14 protein-coding genes are annotated in these 15,672 nt (G+C 71.1%); 1 reads left to right on the top strand and 13 read right to left on the bottom strand.

Going from position 1 to position 15,672, the window contains the following annotated elements:
- Positions 1-9: 9 nt before the first annotated feature.
- Positions 10-2,004: an acetoacetate--CoA ligase gene (locus OG542_RS28965; RefSeq protein ID WP_328414586.1), complete on the top strand. Its 1,995-nt coding sequence runs from the start codon at positions 10-12 to the stop codon at positions 2,002-2,004.
- A gap of 58 nt (positions 2,005-2,062) precedes the next feature.
- Here OG542_RS28965 and OG542_RS28960 read toward each other — a convergent pair whose 3' ends face one another.
- From OG542_RS28960 to OG542_RS28900, 13 genes are all read right to left on the bottom strand, one after another.
- On the bottom strand, positions 2,063-2,857 hold the full coding sequence (locus tag OG542_RS28960) for a hypothetical protein (RefSeq protein WP_328414585.1): 795 nt from the start codon (positions 2,855-2,857) through the stop codon (positions 2,063-2,065).
- 57 nt (positions 2,858-2,914) lie between these two features.
- Positions 2,915-3,403: a hypothetical protein gene (locus OG542_RS28955; protein ID WP_328418161.1), complete on the bottom strand. Its 489-nt coding sequence runs from the start codon at positions 3,401-3,403 to the stop codon at positions 2,915-2,917.
- Positions 3,400-4,677, bottom strand: coding sequence for an MlaD family protein (locus OG542_RS28950; RefSeq protein WP_328414584.1), 1,278 nt, complete (start codon positions 4,675-4,677; stop codon positions 3,400-3,402). Before OG542_RS28950 ends, OG542_RS28955 begins: the two co-directional genes overlap by 4 nt.
- Positions 4,674-5,984 carry an MCE family protein gene (locus OG542_RS28945; RefSeq protein WP_328414583.1) on the bottom strand — a complete coding sequence of 437 codons (1,311 nt, stop codon included), beginning with the start codon at positions 5,982-5,984 and terminating at the stop codon, positions 4,674-4,676. The genes OG542_RS28950 and OG542_RS28945 overlap by 4 nt, the downstream gene beginning before the upstream one ends.
- Positions 5,981-7,105: an MCE family protein gene (locus tag OG542_RS28940; protein ID WP_328414581.1), complete on the bottom strand. Its 1,125-nt coding sequence runs from the start codon at positions 7,103-7,105 to the stop codon at positions 5,981-5,983. Before OG542_RS28940 ends, OG542_RS28945 begins: the two co-directional genes overlap by 4 nt.
- Entirely contained in the window at positions 7,102-8,268 is a 1,167-nt protein-coding gene (locus OG542_RS28935; protein WP_328414579.1) for an MCE family protein, read from the bottom strand. Before OG542_RS28935 ends, OG542_RS28940 begins: the two co-directional genes overlap by 4 nt.
- Positions 8,265-9,302, bottom strand: a complete 1,038-nt coding sequence (locus tag OG542_RS28930; RefSeq protein WP_328414577.1) for an MlaD family protein — start codon at positions 9,300-9,302, stop codon at positions 8,265-8,267. The genes OG542_RS28935 and OG542_RS28930 overlap by 4 nt, the downstream gene beginning before the upstream one ends.
- Complete coding sequence (locus OG542_RS28925; RefSeq protein WP_328414575.1) at positions 9,299-10,549, bottom strand: MCE family protein; 1,251 nt, start codon at positions 10,547-10,549, stop codon at positions 9,299-9,301. Before OG542_RS28925 ends, OG542_RS28930 begins: the two co-directional genes overlap by 4 nt.
- 8 nt (positions 10,550-10,557) lie before the next feature.
- Entirely contained in the window at positions 10,558-11,373 is an 816-nt protein-coding gene (locus tag OG542_RS28920) for an MlaE family ABC transporter permease (protein ID WP_328414573.1), read from the bottom strand.
- Between the two features lie 3 nt (positions 11,374-11,376).
- Entirely contained in the window at positions 11,377-12,147 is a 771-nt protein-coding gene (locus OG542_RS28915) for an MlaE family ABC transporter permease (RefSeq protein ID WP_010036858.1), read from the bottom strand.
- Positions 12,144-13,073, bottom strand: coding sequence for an ABC transporter ATP-binding protein (locus OG542_RS28910; RefSeq protein ID WP_328414571.1), 930 nt, complete (start codon positions 13,071-13,073; stop codon positions 12,144-12,146). The genes OG542_RS28915 and OG542_RS28910 overlap by 4 nt, the downstream gene beginning before the upstream one ends.
- A gap of 152 nt (positions 13,074-13,225) precedes the next feature.
- Positions 13,226-14,338 carry a sigma-70 family RNA polymerase sigma factor gene (locus OG542_RS28905; RefSeq protein ID WP_328414569.1) on the bottom strand — a complete coding sequence of 371 codons (1,113 nt, stop codon included), beginning with the start codon at positions 14,336-14,338 and terminating at the stop codon, positions 13,226-13,228.
- A gap of 110 nt (positions 14,339-14,448) precedes the next feature.
- Positions 14,449-15,483, bottom strand: a complete 1,035-nt coding sequence (locus tag OG542_RS28900; RefSeq protein ID WP_328414567.1) for a lytic transglycosylase domain-containing protein — start codon at positions 15,481-15,483, stop codon at positions 14,449-14,451.
- Positions 15,484-15,672 lie beyond the last annotated feature (189 nt).

Here is a 15,672-nt window from a genome sequence, read left to right as displayed (position 1 = left end):
AGCACCGAGATGAAGTACCCGGACCCCTTCTTCACCCCCGATCCGAAGACCGCAGCGACCAGCCGCATCGCGGACTTCACCCGCTGGGCGGCGGCCCGGCACCGGGACCTGGCGGCCGACGCCGACTACGCCGCCCTGCACCGCTGGTCGGTCACCGACCTGGAAGGCTTCTGGGGCGCGGTGTGGGAGTACTTCGACATCGAGGCGGAGACCCCGTACGAGCAGGTGCTGGCCGAGGAGACCATGCCGGGTGCCCGCTGGTTCCCCGGGGCCACCCTCAACTACACCCACCACGCCCTGCGCAACCTCACCGACGACGACGTGGCGATCATCGCCCTGGACGAGACCGGCTCCGGATACGAGGTGACCGGGCAGCGGCTACGCGCCCACGTGGCCTCGCTCGCCGCGACCCTGCGCGACCTGGGGGTGGGACGGGGCGACCGGGTGGTCGGCTACCTGCCCAACACCCCGCACGCGATCGTCGCGTTCCTGGCCGCCGCGAGCCTGGGCGCGGTCTGGTCGCTGTGCGGCCAGGACTACGCGCCCCAAGCCGCCGCCGACCGGTTCGCCCAGCTCGAACCCACGGTCCTGATCGCCGCCGACGGCTACCTCTTCAACGGCACCACCCACGACCGCCGCGAAGCCACCGATGAACTGGCCGCATCACTCCCGACATTGAAGGCCACCCTCCTGGTCGACCACGTGGGCCTGCCCTGGCCCGACACCGGCCACACCACCCTGGCGATCCCGTGGAAGGACGCGTCCACCCGCACCGAGGAACTGGTCTGCACTCCAGTGCCGTTCGACCAACCCCTGTGGGTCGTCTTCTCCTCCGGCACCACCGGCCTGCCCAAGGGCATCGTCCACGGCCACGGTGGCGTCCTGCTGGAACACCTCAAGACCCTGAGCCTGCACTCGGACCTGAGTCCCGGCGACCGCCTCCTCTGGTACACCACCACGCACTGGATGATGTGGAACCTGGTCGCCTCGACGCTGCTGACCGGCGCCACGACCTGCACCTACGACGGCAGCCCGGCACCGTTCGCCAAGCCCGACATCCTGTGGGAACTGGCCGCCCGCCACCGGGTCACGGTCTTCGGCACCAGCCCCCAATACCTGCTGGGCATGGCCAAGTTCGGCATCGACCCGACGGCCCACGACCTGTCGTCCGTCCGCGTGGTGGGCTGCACCGGCTCCGCCCTCCCGGCCTCGGCCTACCCCTGGGTCCGCGACCACGTGGGCGGCGACGTCCTGCTCGCCTCCATCAGCGGCGGCACGGACGTCGTCTCCGGCTTCGCCGGCAGCGCGCCCACCACCCCCGTCTGGGCAGGCGAGTTGTCCGCACCCCACCTGGGCGTGGCCCTGACGGCGTACGACGCCGATGGCCTCCCGGTCACCGGCCAGGTAGGCGAACTGGTCATCACCCGCCCCATGCCCTCCATGCCACTGCACTTCTGGAACGATCCCGACGGCACCCGCTACCAGGACGCCTACTTCTCCTCCTACCCCGGCGTCTGGCGCCACGGCGACTGGATCACCCTCACCGCTCACGGCTCGGTGATCGTCCACGGCCGCTCCGACAGCACCCTCAACCGCAACGGCGTACGCCTGGGCAGCGCAGACATCCACGACGTGGTCGAACGCCTGCCGGAGATCGCCGAGGCCCTGGTCATCGGCGCGGAGGAACCGGACGGCGGCTACTGGATGCCGCTGTTCGTGGTGCCGGCGGCGGGGGTGACTCTGGACGAAACCCTCCGCGAGAAGATCAGGACGGCGATCCGCGCCGGCGCCTCCCCGCGCCACCTCCCCGACGAGATCCTTGAGGTACCGGCCATCCCGCACACCCGCACCGGCAAGAAACTGGAAGTCCCCGTCAAACGCCTCCTCCAGGGCGCGCCCGCCGAGCAGGTCGTCAACCGGGCGGCGGTGGACGCTCCCGAGCTCGTCGAGTACTACGCCCGCCTGGGGGCGGAACGTCGCGGGCGGAGGATCAGCGGGGCCTGAGAACGGCACAGACCATCAGCGCCGTCGTTCAGTCCGTCTCGGTAGCGCGGAGCTGCCATCACAGCGCGTCCACCGCGCTCACCTTCCACCCGTCGCCCGCGCGGTCCATCGTCATCCGCACCCGGTTCAGGTCTACGCGGGACCCCGACACCTGGGTGCTCTCGGTGACCTGGTTGACGAAGAGCAGGACCACGACCTTGTCGGGGGAGGCCGAGACGACGGAGGCGGCCGGGGCGGCACCGGAGCCGGGGGCGGCGACCGTGGCCTTCACCACGCCGCGGTACTTCCCGGCCGTCGGGGCGACCACGGTCTTCGTGGTCTTGCCGTACTCGTCGCGGAAGTCGCCGGTCAGGTGGGCGCGGGCCGTCGAGAAGTCCTTGTCCAGGTGGCGGTAGTCGTAGGAGAGGACGATCGGCGCCGCTTTGCGCGCGGCCGCGAGCGCCTCGGTCCGGGCGGTCTCCGTCAGGCGGCCGTCGCGGTACTGCCATCCCAGGACGGCGAGCGCGACCAGGCCGGCGACGAGCAGGACGGCCAGGACCGAGGTGAGCAGCCTCCGGCGGCCGCCGGGGCCGGGCTGGCTCCGCTCTCGCGGCCCGTCCTCCTCGAACGACTCCGGTGACGGCTCCGGCGGGTCGTCCCAGCCGTCCTTCGGGGCCTCGACGAGGACGGTGCGTCCGGCGCGTGGCCGCTCGGACCGGCGCGGGGACTCCTCGTCGCCGGACGTGGCCGTGGCCGTCGCCGCGCCCGCTTCGCGGTGGCCGCGCTCCGCGCGCTTCGCCGCCGCGCGGGCGGCCGCCGTCATGGTGCGGCGGGTGCCGGGACCGGGGGCGCGGCCGGTGGTCGTCTTCGGCATGGTGGTACTCCTCGTACTCCTCGTCGGTGCTTGTCGGTCGGCGGATCGGCCCGTGGATCAGCCGACGAACTCGACGTCGGACGTCAGCCAGCGGCCGTCCTTGTGCACGAGGTCGAGCTGGAGCCGGTACGTGCGCGCCTCCCCCTCGGGCGCGGCGGTGTTGGTCACCTTGCTGTCGGCGACCACCAGCACACGGGCCGAGTCCTCGTCGGAGCGGACGATGCCCGCCTCCAGGACCTGGCCTTGCGACACGGACTTGTTCTGGGCCACCAGCTGCGTCAACTGGTCCGTCTGTGCGGTGAACTGCTTCTTGAAGTCGCCGGTCGCGCCCGCCAGTACGTTCGCGCTGTCGCGGTCGTAGTGCCGGTAGTCGAGGGACGTGAAGTTCAGCGCCGACTGGCGGGCGGCGGCCAGGATGCCCTGGCGTCGCTGGTCCGCCTCGCGCTGTTCGTGGAGGGTGAGGGCCAGCCAGAGTGTCAGTGCTGTGGTGAGGACGGTCGCCGCGACGAGTCCCGCCGTCAGCACTGCGGGTCGCACCGGCTTCATGCCATGGGGCCGACGAGCAGCCATTGCCACGATTCCTTTCCGAACACGGCCTGCTGGCCGCCCGTCGAGCCGATCTCGACGTTCTTTCCGTCCGGGCCGGTGGTGGTGCCGGTCTCCGGGTCGTACGGGGTGACGTACGTCGCCTGGTTCGCGCCGCCGTCGGTGCTCGACCCGCCCGGGGCGTTCTGCGCGCCCCGTACCGACGACTCGCTGCCGCGCGGGAGCGTGCAGCGGGCGTCGGTGTTCGCCTCGCGTGTGCTGGTGTCCGCGGGGTCGCGGCGTGCCGTGCCGTAGCCCTGGGTGCAGGCCGGCGGGTCGTCGGCGTTCAGCACCAGGCCGAAGTGGGTGGTGCCGTCGCCCGGGACGACCGTGTAACTGCCCGCGACCATCAGCGGGAAGGTGACCAGGGCCTGTTCCACGCCGGGGAGGCGGGCCAGCGTGACCTGGCCGCCGCTGATCAGGTTGGCCAGCAGGACCGACAGCTCCGGCCCGGTCGACTTCAGCAGCGAGTTCAGCTCCTGCGCCGCCGGCCGCGCGTTGCCGATCAGCTTGCGCAGGTCCCCGTCGCTGGTCTTCAACTGGGCCGAGAGCGCCGCCAGATCGCGGGCGAACGACTTGATCGACGAGCCCTGGTCGGCCTGCGTCTTCAGGACCTTCCGCGAGTCCTCGATCAGGGCGATCGTCTCCGGCAGCGCCTCGGACGCCGACTCGACCAGGGTGTTGCCCGAGTCCACCAGGCGGCTCAGGTTCGGGCCGGTGCCGGCGAAGGCCTGGCCCAACTCGTCGACCGTGACCCGCAGGTCGTCCTTGCCGACCGAGTTCACCAGGCGGTCCAGGCTGAGGACCATGTCCGTCGTCGACAGCGGCACCCGCGTGCTCCCGCGCGGGATCGTGCTGCCGTTCAGCAGGTACGGGCCGTGGGAGGTGCGGGGCTGAAGGTCGACGTACTGCTCGCCCACCGCCGAACGGTTCGCCACCACGGCCAGCGTGTCCGCCGGGATGCGCGGCGCCCCGTCCTCGATGTCGAGCGTGACCGAGACCCCGTCCGGGCCGGCCAGGCGCAGTGCGCCGACCTTGCCCACCGGCACCCCGCGATACGTGACCTCGGCGCCGGGGAAGACGCCCCCGGAGTCGGCGAAGTCGGCCTTCACGGTGTAGCCGCGGTCCAGGACCTCGTCCACCAGGCCCGTGTACTCGGCGCCGACGTACGACACACCCACGGCGGTGAGGGTGGCGAAGGCGATCAGTTGCGCCTTGACCGTACGGGTGATCACGGCTGGACCCCCTTCAGCATCAGCTCGGCGAGTTCGAGGTCGATCCCCTCGGGCCAGTCGCCCCCGGTGCGGTAGCCGTGGGAGCCGTAGCCGGCGGTGCACACCGGCGGGCACAGCGGGTCGCCGTCGCCAGCAGGGGCCGACGGGGACGACGTCACACTCGGACCGCTCGGCAGCGCGGTGGGCTTCGGCACGCGCGGTGCGTCCGGGAGCTCCGGCACGTCCGGGAGGTCCGGTACGTCCGACACGTCCGGGGTCTCGGGAAGCCCGGGCCCGCTGTCCCCGCCGTTCCCGCCGCCCGGCTTGCCCGTCAGGTTGCCGTAGATCCCGGCCAGATCGAGGTCCGCCGTGATGTGCAGGTTGACGTAGTCGCCCTTGATGGCGTCCACCACGTTGCGCGGGAACGGGTAAGTCGTCAGCAGCTCGAGGGAGTTGGGCAGGTCGCTGCCCGCCTTGTTGAGCTGTCGCAGGATCGGCCGCAGCTGCTTGAGGTTGGCGACCGTGTCGTCGTGCGAGGCGTTGACCACCTTGGTGCCGGTCTTTCCCAGCTTGGACAGGGCGGTGAGCATCTTGGTCAGGTCACGGCGCTGGTCGGCCAGGACCTTCAGGGCGGGCGGCATGGCGTCGACGGCCTCGGCGATCGTCCTCTTCTCCTTGCCCAGCCGTTTGGCCAGCCGGTCCACGGCCTTCAGCGCGCGGACGATGTCCTGGCGCTGGTCGTCCAGGCCGCCGATGAAGGTGTCGAGTTCCTTGAGCAGGGACTTGACCCGGTTCTCCCGGCCCTCCAGGGCCTTGTTCAGCTCCGTGGTGATGGTCTTGAGCTGGGCGACGCCGCCGCCGTTGAGCAGGGCGGACAACGCGGACAGAACCTCCTCGACCTCCGGGTTGCGGCCGCTGCGGGACAGGGGGATCACATCACCGTCGCGGAGCCGGCCGACCGGTGTGCTTTCCGGCGGCCTGGACAGCGCCACGTACTTCTCGCCGAGCATGCTGGTCTGCCGCAGTTCGGCGATGGCGTTGGCGGGCAGCCTCACCGAGTCGGCGACCCGGAGGCGGACCCTCGCGTGCCAGCCCTCCAGCTCGACTTTCTCCACCGCGCCCACGGTGACGTTGTCGACCTTGACCGCCGACTGCGGCACCAGGTCGAGGACGTCGCGGAACTCGACGGTGACGTGGTAGGCGTGGCCGTCGGCGGCGGCTCCGCCGGGGAGCGGGACGTCGTACCAGCCGTTGACCTCGCAGCCGGACAGGAGCAGCGTCCCGACGGCCGCCCATGCGACGGCCCCACCCTTGCGCAGTGACCTCATGCGCTCGCCCCCAGGATCCCGCCGAGGGTGCGGTCGACCGTGCCGGTGACCGCGGTGCCGTCGGGTACTTCGGGCACTTCGGGCAGGGAGTCGAAGAGGTCCCTCAGGTCCTTGCAGTCGCTCTTCTCCCCGGTTGTCTTCAGGATCGAGCACAACAGTGAGGCCGGGTCCTGCGGATGGTCGGGGTTGTTGCGGGTGTCGAGGGTGCCGGCGGAGGGGTTGTAGGCGTTGTTCAGGTTCGACATGCCCGTCGGCGCGACCTCCAGCAGCTCCTCCAGCGCGGCCCGTTGGGTGACGAGCACCTTGGTCACCTTGCTCAGGCCCTCCACGTTCGACGTCAGCGACTTCTTGTTCCTCTTCACGAAGGCGGACACGTCACCGAGCGCCGTGCCGAGGTGCTTCAGCGCGGCCGCCAGGTCCTTGCGCTCGCCCGCCAGTTGCTCGGCGACCTTGGCGAGGCTGCTGTTGAACGACCGCACACTCTTGTCGTCCGCCGCCAGCGCCGCCGTGAACACCTGAAGGTTGCGGACCGTGCCGAACATGTCCGTGCGGCCGTCGGAGAGAGTCGTGACGGCCTCCGAGAGGTTTTCGACCGTCCGGTGGAGGTTCCCGCCCTGGCCGTCGAGGTTGTCGGCGCTGACGCCGAGCAACCGTGACAGGGCGCCGTCCTTGTTGGCGCCCTCGGGGCCGAGCGCCTCGGCCGTGGTGTGCAGGCTGTCGAAGACGCGGTCCAGTTCGACCGGTACGGCCGTACGCGACTCGGGGATCTCGTCGCCGTCCCGCAGCACCGGACCGCTCCGGTACACCGGCAGCAGCTGCACGTAACGGTCGCTGACCACCGAGGAGTTGATGATCGCGGCCTGCGCGTCCGCCGGGACCTTGCGGTCCGCGTCGTACTCCAGCTCCACCCGCACCCGGCCGCCCTCCGGCGTGATCTTCTTGACCTCACCGATCCGCACGCCCAGCACGCGGACGTCCGAGCCTGGGTAGATGCCGACGGTGCGCGGGAAGTACGCCGTGACGCGGGCCGGCTCGGTCCGCGGCCACAGGACGTAGGTGAGCGCGGCGACCAGGGTCAGGGCGGTCAGCAGGGAAGCGCCCTTCTTCCAACGGTTGCTCACTGCGCGCCTCCCGTCCGCGTCCGCGGCACCACCGGGGCGGCGACCAGGTTCTGGACGTAGGAGTCGAACCAGCGGCCGTTGCCGAGGGTGTTGGTGAAGACCCGCACGTAGGGGGCAAGGAGCTTGATGCTCCGGTCCAGGCTTGATTGGTTGCGTTCGAGCATCTTCACCACGGTGTTGAGGCCCTTGAGCGCGGGCCCGATCTCCTTCTCGTTGTCCTGGACCAGGCCGGAGAGCTGGATGCCGAGCGCGGCGGAGGTCTTCAGCAGCTTGTGGATCGCCGCACGCCGCTTGCTGATCTCCTTGAACAGCTTGTCGCCGTTCTCGACCAGGGCGGTGAAGTCGCCCGACCGGTCGGCGAGTACGCCCGTCACGCCGTTCGCGTGGTCGAGGAGCTCCCTGAGGGCCTTGTCGCGCGAGGCCACCGTCCGGGAGATCTTCGACAGGCCCTTGATGGACGCCCGTACCTCTTCCGGTGAGTCCTCGAAGGTCGTCGAGATGGTGTCCAGGGCCTTCGCCAGCCGGTCGGTGTCGACCTTCTCCGACGTGGTGGTGAGATCGCTGAACGCCTGTACGACGTCGTACGCGGGGACGGTCCGCCGCAGCGGGATCTCGCTGCCGGGCTCCAACCGGCCCGGCCCCTTGGGGTGCAGGGCGAGGTACTTGGCGCCGAGGATCGTCTTGACCCTGATCGACGCGCCGGTCCCGGTGCCGAACCCCGGCTCATCCTTGATCTTGAAGGCGACCTTGACGTGGTCGCCGTCCAGGTCGACCTCCTCGACCTTGCCGACCTTGACCCCGGCGATCCGCACCTCGTCGCCCGGCTTGAGACCGCCCGCCTCCGCGAAGGCGGCGCTGTACGTCTCGCCGTCGCCGATCACCGGCAGGCGGTCGGCGTTGAACGCGGCCACGGTCAGCAGCGCGAGGACGGTGAGTCCGACGGCGCCGATGACGATCGGGTTCCGCTCGCGGAAGGGGCCGAGGCGCGGACGGCGGAGCCGTATCCTCGGCAGCTTCGGCGGCTCGACACGGACCTTGACCAGCGGCTGCGGACGCGGCTTGCGGCGCGGCAGGAGCCGCACCTCCGGCAGTCGCACGCGAGGCAGCTTCGGCGGCTCCACCCGCACCTTGAACAGCGGCTCCGGAGGCTTCCGGCGGCTCATGCCCCACACCTCGCCCTCGCCACGTGCATCTCGGGCGTGAGCACCTGCTTCGTCTTCGGCAGCACGATGCGGCCGTCGAAGTCGCACAGGTAGAAGTTGAACCACGAGCCGTAGGACGCCGTCCCCGTCAGCTCGGTGAGCTTGTTCGGCAGCCGCTTCAGCACGCCCTCCACGGTCTTCTCGTTGTCGTTCAGCGTCCCGGTGAGGTCGGTCAGTTCCGCGATGTCGTCCTTGAGCGGCGGACGCGCGTCCTTCAGCAGGCCCGACGTGGCCTCCGTCAGATCGCCGATGCTCACCAGCGACTTCCCGATGGGCTTGCGGTCGGCGGACAGGCCCGAGATGACCCGGCGCAGTTGCTTGAGCAGTCCGGAGAAGCGGGCGCCGCGCTTGTCGAGTGTCTCCAGCACGGTGTTGAGGTTGTCGATCACCGAGCCGATCAGCTTGTCGCGGCCGGCCAGCGTCGTGGTGAGCGACGCCGTGTGCGTCAGCAGGCTGTTGACCGTGCCGCCCTCGCCCTGGAGGGTCTTGATGATCTCGGTGGCGAGCTGGTTGACGTCCTTCGGGCTGAGCGCGGCGAACAGCGGCTTGAAGCCGTTCAGCAGCGCGTTCAGGTCGAGGGCGGGCTGGGTGCGCGCGAGCGGGATCGTGCCGCCGGGGCGCAGCCGGGTGCCGTCACCGGCGCCCTCGGTCAGCGCGACGTACCGCTGCCCGACCAGGTTGCGGTAGCGGATGACGGCGCCCGTGCTGGTGAGCAGCGGCCGGTCCTGGCTGGCCGTGAAGGTGACCTCGGCCAGCGTCCGGTCCTTGATCCGGATGCCCTCGACCTCGCCGACCCGCACTCCGGCCACCCGGATGTCGTCGCCCTCCTCCAGGCCGGTGACATCGCTGAAGACCGCGCGGTACTCGTGCTCGGGGGTGAAGGAGATGTTCACGATGGTGGCGGCGAGCAGGGCCGTCGCCACCACCGTCACCAGTGCGAAGAGACTGAACTTGATGAGCGGGGCGGCGGTCTGCCGGGCTCCTGTGGTGCTCATGCGACGCTCACCGCCGTCCCGCGCGCCATCGGCCCGAACAGCAGGGTCGCGACCGGCGGCACCTCGTCCGCGGGCAGGCCCAGCACCGGCGCCACGAGCGAGCCGACGGCCCGCTGCTCGGCCCGGGTGGCGGAGGCGCCGAGCGGACCGCCCGAGGTCGAACTCGCAGCCGTGGAACCGTCGTTGAGGTGGGCGCCGGGCGCCGGCACCGGAGGATGCGGCAGATCACGGCAGTTCGGGCCCGACCGCTCGCCGTAGCGCGGTTCCTCACCCGGTTCGTAGGCACCCTGCGCCCGTACGACCTCCAGCGTGATGTGCATCTTGCCGCCCCGGAACGCCTCCTCGGACGCCTTCTCCTGCCGGACCAGGCCGGCCAGCAGGCAGGGGTACTGGGGTGAGTAGCGGGCGAACAGCTCCAGCGTGGGGCGGGAGACCCGGCCGAGGGTGATCAGCCGGTCGCCGTTGGCGTCGAGGAAGTCCTCGGCGGTGCCCGCGACGGTGGCCGTGCTCTTCAGCGCCGCGGCCAGCCGGTCCTTCTCCTCGACGATCGTGCGGCTGGTGGTGACGGTGTTGCGCAGGATCTCCATCAGGTCGGGCGCCGCGTCGCCGTAGACCTCGGCGACGTCGGCGAAGCGTGCGATGTCCTCTTTCAGGGACGGCAGGTGGGGATTGAGGCGGCGCAGGTAGGCCTCCACTCGCGTGAGGTTGTCGCCGATCCGGTCGCCGCGTCCGTCGAGGGCGGTGGCGAACGCGGAGAGCGTGGCGTTGAGCTTGCCGGGCTGCACGGTCCGCAGCAGCGGCAGCAGGTCGTTCAGCAGCTGCTGGACCTCGATGCCGACGCGGGTGCGGTCCTGGGTGATGACGTCACCGGCACGGATCGGGCGGGCCGAGGACCGCTCAGTGCCCGCGGGTGCGACCAGGTCGACGTACTTCTCGCCGAACAGCGTCTTGGGCAGCAGGCGTGCGTGCACGTCGGACGGGATGTGGGCGACGTGCTCCGGCTTGAGCGCGATGCCGAGCGTCGCCTTCCTGCCATCGGCCCGCACCTCGCGCACCTCGCCGACCAGCAGCCCGCGCAGCTTGACGTCGGCGCGCGGATCGAGCTGGTTGCCGAGGCTGTCGGCCTCCAGCGTGATCCGCACGACCGGCGTGAACGCCTGGCGGTAGACGGCGACGGACAGGGACAGCAGCAACGCGAGCACGGCGAGGAAGACGACGCCGTACAACCGCAGTCTCAGCACCCTCATATGGCGGCTCACCCCGCGATCCGTACGGTCGTGCTGGCGCCCCAAATCGCCAGCGACAGGAAGAAGTCCAGGACGTTGATCGCCACGATCGAGGTGCGCACGGCACGGCCCACCGCGACGCCGACGCCCGCCGGGCCGCCGCTCGCGTAGTAGCCGTAGAAGCAGTGCACCAGGATGATCAGAACGGCGAAGACCAGCACCTTCCCGAAGGACCACAGGACGTCCACCGGGGGCAGGTACTGCTGGAAGTAGTGGTCGTAGGTGCCCGTGGACTGCCCGTAGTAGCCGGTGGTGATGGTGCGGGCGGCCAGGTACGAGGACAGCAGGCCGATCACGTACAGCGGGATGACGGCCACGAACCCGGCGATCATCCGCGTCGTCACGAGGAACGGCAGCGAGGGCACGCCCATGACCTCCAGCGCGTCGGTCTCCTCGCTGATGCGCATCGCGCCGAGCTGGGCGGTGAACCCGGCGCCGACGGTCGCGGAGAGCGCGAGCCCGGCCACCAGCGGGGCGATCTCACGGGTGTTGAAGTACGCCGAGAGGAACGCCACGAAGTTGGAGGTGCCGAGCTGGTTGAGCGCGGCGTAGCCCTGCAACCCCACTTCCGTGCCGGTGAAGAACGACAGGAAGGCGATCACCCCGACCGTGCCGCCCACGACGGCGAGCGCGCCCCGGCCGAAGCTCACCTCGGCGAGCAGCCGCAGGATCTCCTTCTTGTAGCGCCGCAGCGTGCGGCCGGTCCAGGCCAGCGAGCGGCCGTAGAAGGAGAGCTGGCTGCCCAGCGCCTCCAGGGACTTCAGTGGGCGGTCGACGAGTCTCATCGGCTAACCCCTCTGGGGGACGACCTGGAAGTACACCGCGGTCATCACGAAGTTGGTCACGAACAGCAACATGAAGGTGATCACCACCGACTGGTTCACCGCGTCGCCCACACCCTTGGGTCCGCCCTTCGCGGTCAGCCCCTTGTAGGAGGCGACGATCCCGGCGATCGCGCCGAACACCAGCGCCTTGACCTCGGCCGCCCACAGGTCGGAGAGCTGGGCGAGCGTGGTGAAGGAGGCCAGGTAGGCGCCCGGGGTGCCGTTCTGGAGAACGACGTTGAAGAAGTAGCCGCCCGCCACGCCGACCACCGACACCAGGCCGTTGAGCAGCACCGCCACCAGCATCGACGCCAGCACACGGGGGACGACGAGGCGGTGGATGGGGTCGATGCCCAGCACCTGCATCGCGTCGATCTCGTCGCGGATCTTCCGCGCCCCGAGGTCGGCGCAGATCGCCGTGCCGCCGGCGCCCGCGATCAGCAGCGCGGTGACGATCGGCGAGGCCTCGCGCAGCACGGCGAGCACGGAGGCGGCCCCGGAGAAGGACTGGGCGCCGAGCTGCCGTGTCAGGCTGCCGATCTGCAGCGCGATCACCGCTCCGAAGGGGATCGACACCAGGGCCGTCGGCAGGATGGTGACGCTCGCGACGAACCACGTCTGCTGGATGAACTCCCGCGCCTGGAAGGGCCGTCGCGGAATCGTCCGGACAACGTCCAGCGCCATCGCGAAGAGGCTGCCCGAGTGCCGCAGCGCTCCCACCGGTGACAGGCTCACGCGCCGGCCACCTCCTTCTGGAGCAGCGCCGCCTCGCGCCGGGCGATGGCCTCCCAGCGGGGTGATCGGGAGATGCCCGGCCCCGGCAGCAGGCGTGGAGCCGGCTCGTGAACGGGCGCGCTGTCGTCGATCTGCGCGAGCTCCTGCTCGACCTGCGCCGCGTCCTTCTCCTCCGCCATGCCGATCGGGCCCTGCATCCGGCCGTTCAGGAACTGCCGTACGACGGGCTCGTCGCTGGCCAGCAGTTCCTCGCGCGGCCCGAACATCACCAGCTCGCGGCGGAACAGCAGCCCGATGTTGTCCGGCACCTGGCGGGCCGAGGCGATGTCGTGCGTGACGATCAGGAAGGTCGCGTCGATCTGGGCGTTGAGGTCGACGATGAGCTGGTTGAGGTAGGCGACGCGGACCGGGTCGAGGCCCGAGTCGGGTTCGTCGAAGAGGATGATCTCCGGGTCGAGGACGAGGGCCCGGGCCAGCCCGGCGCGCTTGCGCATCCCGCCGGAGATCTCGCCGGGCAGCTTCCCCTCCGCGCCGATCAGCCCGACCATGTCCATCTTCTCCAGCACGATGCGCCGGATCTCGCTCTCGGACTTACGGGTGTGCTCGCGCAGCGGGAAGGCGATGTTGTCGTACAGGTTCATCGAGCCGAACAGCGCCCCGTCCTGGAACAGCACGCCGAACAGCTTGCGCACCTCGTACAGGTCGTGCTCGCGGAGCCTGGTGATGTCCCGGCCCTGGATCGTGATGGAGCCGCGCTCCGGCTTGAGCAGGCCGACGAGCGTCTTGAGGAACACCGACTTGCCCGTGCCGGAGGGGCCGAGCATGACCGAGACCTCCCCGGCGGGCAGCGTCAGCGAGACGTCCTGCCAGATGACCTGGTGACCGAAGGACTTGGTCAGCCCTTCCACACAGATCTCGACACCCATCCGGTCCACCCTTCAGCCCGTGGAGCAGTTCCAGCAGCTCTGACATCTGCTCTACGGGGAGGGGTGGGGGGTCCGTCGCTCGAGTGGGGGATTTTTTTCGGGCGGGTTTCCGGGTGGGTTGCCGGACAGGTCTCCGGGCGAGTTTCCGGGCGCTACGGAAGCGGGCTCGGCGTGGGTACGGGGAGCGAGGGGGACGGTGTGGCGGGAGCGTCCGGAGACGCCGGGGTCTCCGGGACCGCCGGGGGCGCCGGGACCGCCGTGTCCGTCGACACGGCGGAGGGCTCCACCGGCAGGTCGGTGACGTCGGGCGGCGTCGGGAGGCCGGGCACGTGCGGGACCTCCGGCGCGGACAGCGCGGGCAGCGGCGCCACTGGGACCTCCGGAACGCCCGGCACCTCCGGCAGCGACGGGACCGACGGGACCGACAGTGGGAGGAACGATTCGCCAGCGGGGGCCTCGGCCGCTCCGCGCTCGGCTGCCGCAGCCGTGGGGCCCTCCCCCCGAGGCGTACGATCCCCGCCACTCCCGTCCGGCCGCACCGCCTCCGCACCCGGAGAGGCGACGGCGGGCCGAGGCGCCGCACCGCCCCCGCCTCCGCTGCCGTCGAGGGCGTACGGCAGCACGAACCCCGCCACCGCCAGGGACGCCGCCGTCGAGGCGACCGCCACGGTCTGCGCCCTGCCGACTCCGCGCGGCCGTCCCCACCCGATCAGGAACAGCGCGAACCCGAGCGTGGCGGACAGCGACTGCCGCAGCGTCCGCCGGGCCCGGGCCAGCAGCGACTCGACGGTCCGGTAGCTGAGCCCCATCCGGACGGCGACCTGTCCGACGTCCAGGTCCTCCGACTTCAGCCGCAGCGCCTCGGCCTGCCGCGCGGGCAGCTCACCACTGCGCACCGCCAGCCATTTCGCCTCGGCCCGGTCGCACACCGCCTCCTCGACGGGCACCGGACCGGGGGCGATGAGCGTGGGGCTGGTGCGCACCTCGGCCTCGCGGTTCACCTGCCGGTAGCGGTCGACGCACAGCCGCATCGTCACCGTCGTCAGCCAGGCCGCGAGCCGCTCCTCGTCCAGGTCGGGCCGCTCGGCGGCGCGCAGCATCGCCTCGTGCACCGCGTCCTCGGCATCCTCCGGGCTCATCGACCTGCGCCGGGCCACCTTGAGCAAGTGCTCGCGGTGACTCCACATGCGCCGCCACCGCTCGTCGGCCGCGGTCACCTCCGCAGGTGTCTCTGCGGCCATGTCCACAGGCATGTCCGTCGCCATGAGAGCCCCTTCGCCGCTCGCCCACCGGTCTCGTGCTGTCCGGCGGGGGGCGACATTACCGCCCAGTATCGGCGGTTGTGGAGGGGGAGACGGTCATCGAGTCCGCGCTGTTACTGGTGAGCGGGGCGCCGCTGGGCAGCAGGTCGGGGGCGGGGGGGCTCCAAGTCCGGGTCGGGGGCGGGGAGTCGTGGCTCGTCCGGCTTCTCGGGGTCGGTGGCCGGGCGGGTTCTGGTCAGAGCCGGGGAGGCAGGGGTCGCCGGAGTGCGAGACGGCGGGGCACTCGGCCGGGCGGAGGGTGTCGGCGAGGGCTCCTTCGACTCCGAGGGGGACCGCGACGGCTCAGGCCGCGCGGAGGAGGACCCGGGGACGGCCCCGGCAGAGCCGTCCGGCACCACCCGGTGTCCTTCCAGGAAGTACGCGTACCAGGCCCTGACCGTGCGCAGATAGGCCGCCGAGTGGTTGTAGCCGAGGATCGCGCTGTCCAGCTGGGCGGGAACGGACAGGTCCCGGCCACCGGCACACAGATACCGTCCGGCGGCGAGTGCCGCGTCGAAGACGTTGTTCGGATCCGTACGCCCGTCGCCGTTGCCGTCCGCGCCCCAGCGGGCCCAGGTCGACGGGATGAACTGCATCGGCCCGACCGCTCGGTCGTACGCCGAGTCCCCGTCGTGGGCGCCGCCGTCGGTGTCCCGGATCAACGCGAAGGCCACGCCGTCCAGCCGCGGCCCGAGGATCGGCGCGACGGTCGTACCGTCCGACGCCACCCTGCCACCGCGCGCCTGCCCCGACTCCACCTGCCCGATCGCCGCCAGCAGCTGCCAGCGCAGCCGGCAGCCGGGCGCCTCGCGCGCGAGCCGTTCCTCGGCCCGCCGATAGGCGGCGAACACGCTCGCAGGCAGCGCACCGCCCACCTCCTGCGCCGCCGCCTCGGCTCCCGCACGCTTCCCGGTCCGCAGCGGCGGCAGCTCGGCCTGGTACGGCGCGTCCCCGGACACGCTCGGTCCGTCCTCGGCGAGCGCCTGACCGGCCGCCGGTACGGAGGCCCGCGCCGACACCGCCCCCGGCGCCTGCGACGCGGTGAGCGCCACCATCGCCACCACTGCGGCCGCCGCACCTCTGACACGCCCGCCCCTGTGCCCTGCCACTTCCTGCTCTCCCCTCCCTGTGAGCTTTCTGTCGTCTGCTCTACGGGGGAGGGCGGTGGGTCCGTCGCGGTGGAGGTGGAGCGGGCGCGGTATCCGGGGTTCAACGCCCACACTGCCCGTCCGTCAAGTCCGACGGATAATTCTCCCCCAGCACCGCTCACGAGAGGCTCAACGACCACGCACCCACCT

The sequence above is a fragment of the Streptomyces violaceus genome, assembly GCF_036014075.1.
Lineage (GTDB): Bacteria > Actinomycetota > Actinomycetes > Streptomycetales > Streptomycetaceae > Streptomyces > Streptomyces violaceus.
This window is presented reverse-complemented; position numbering and strand designations above follow the sequence as displayed.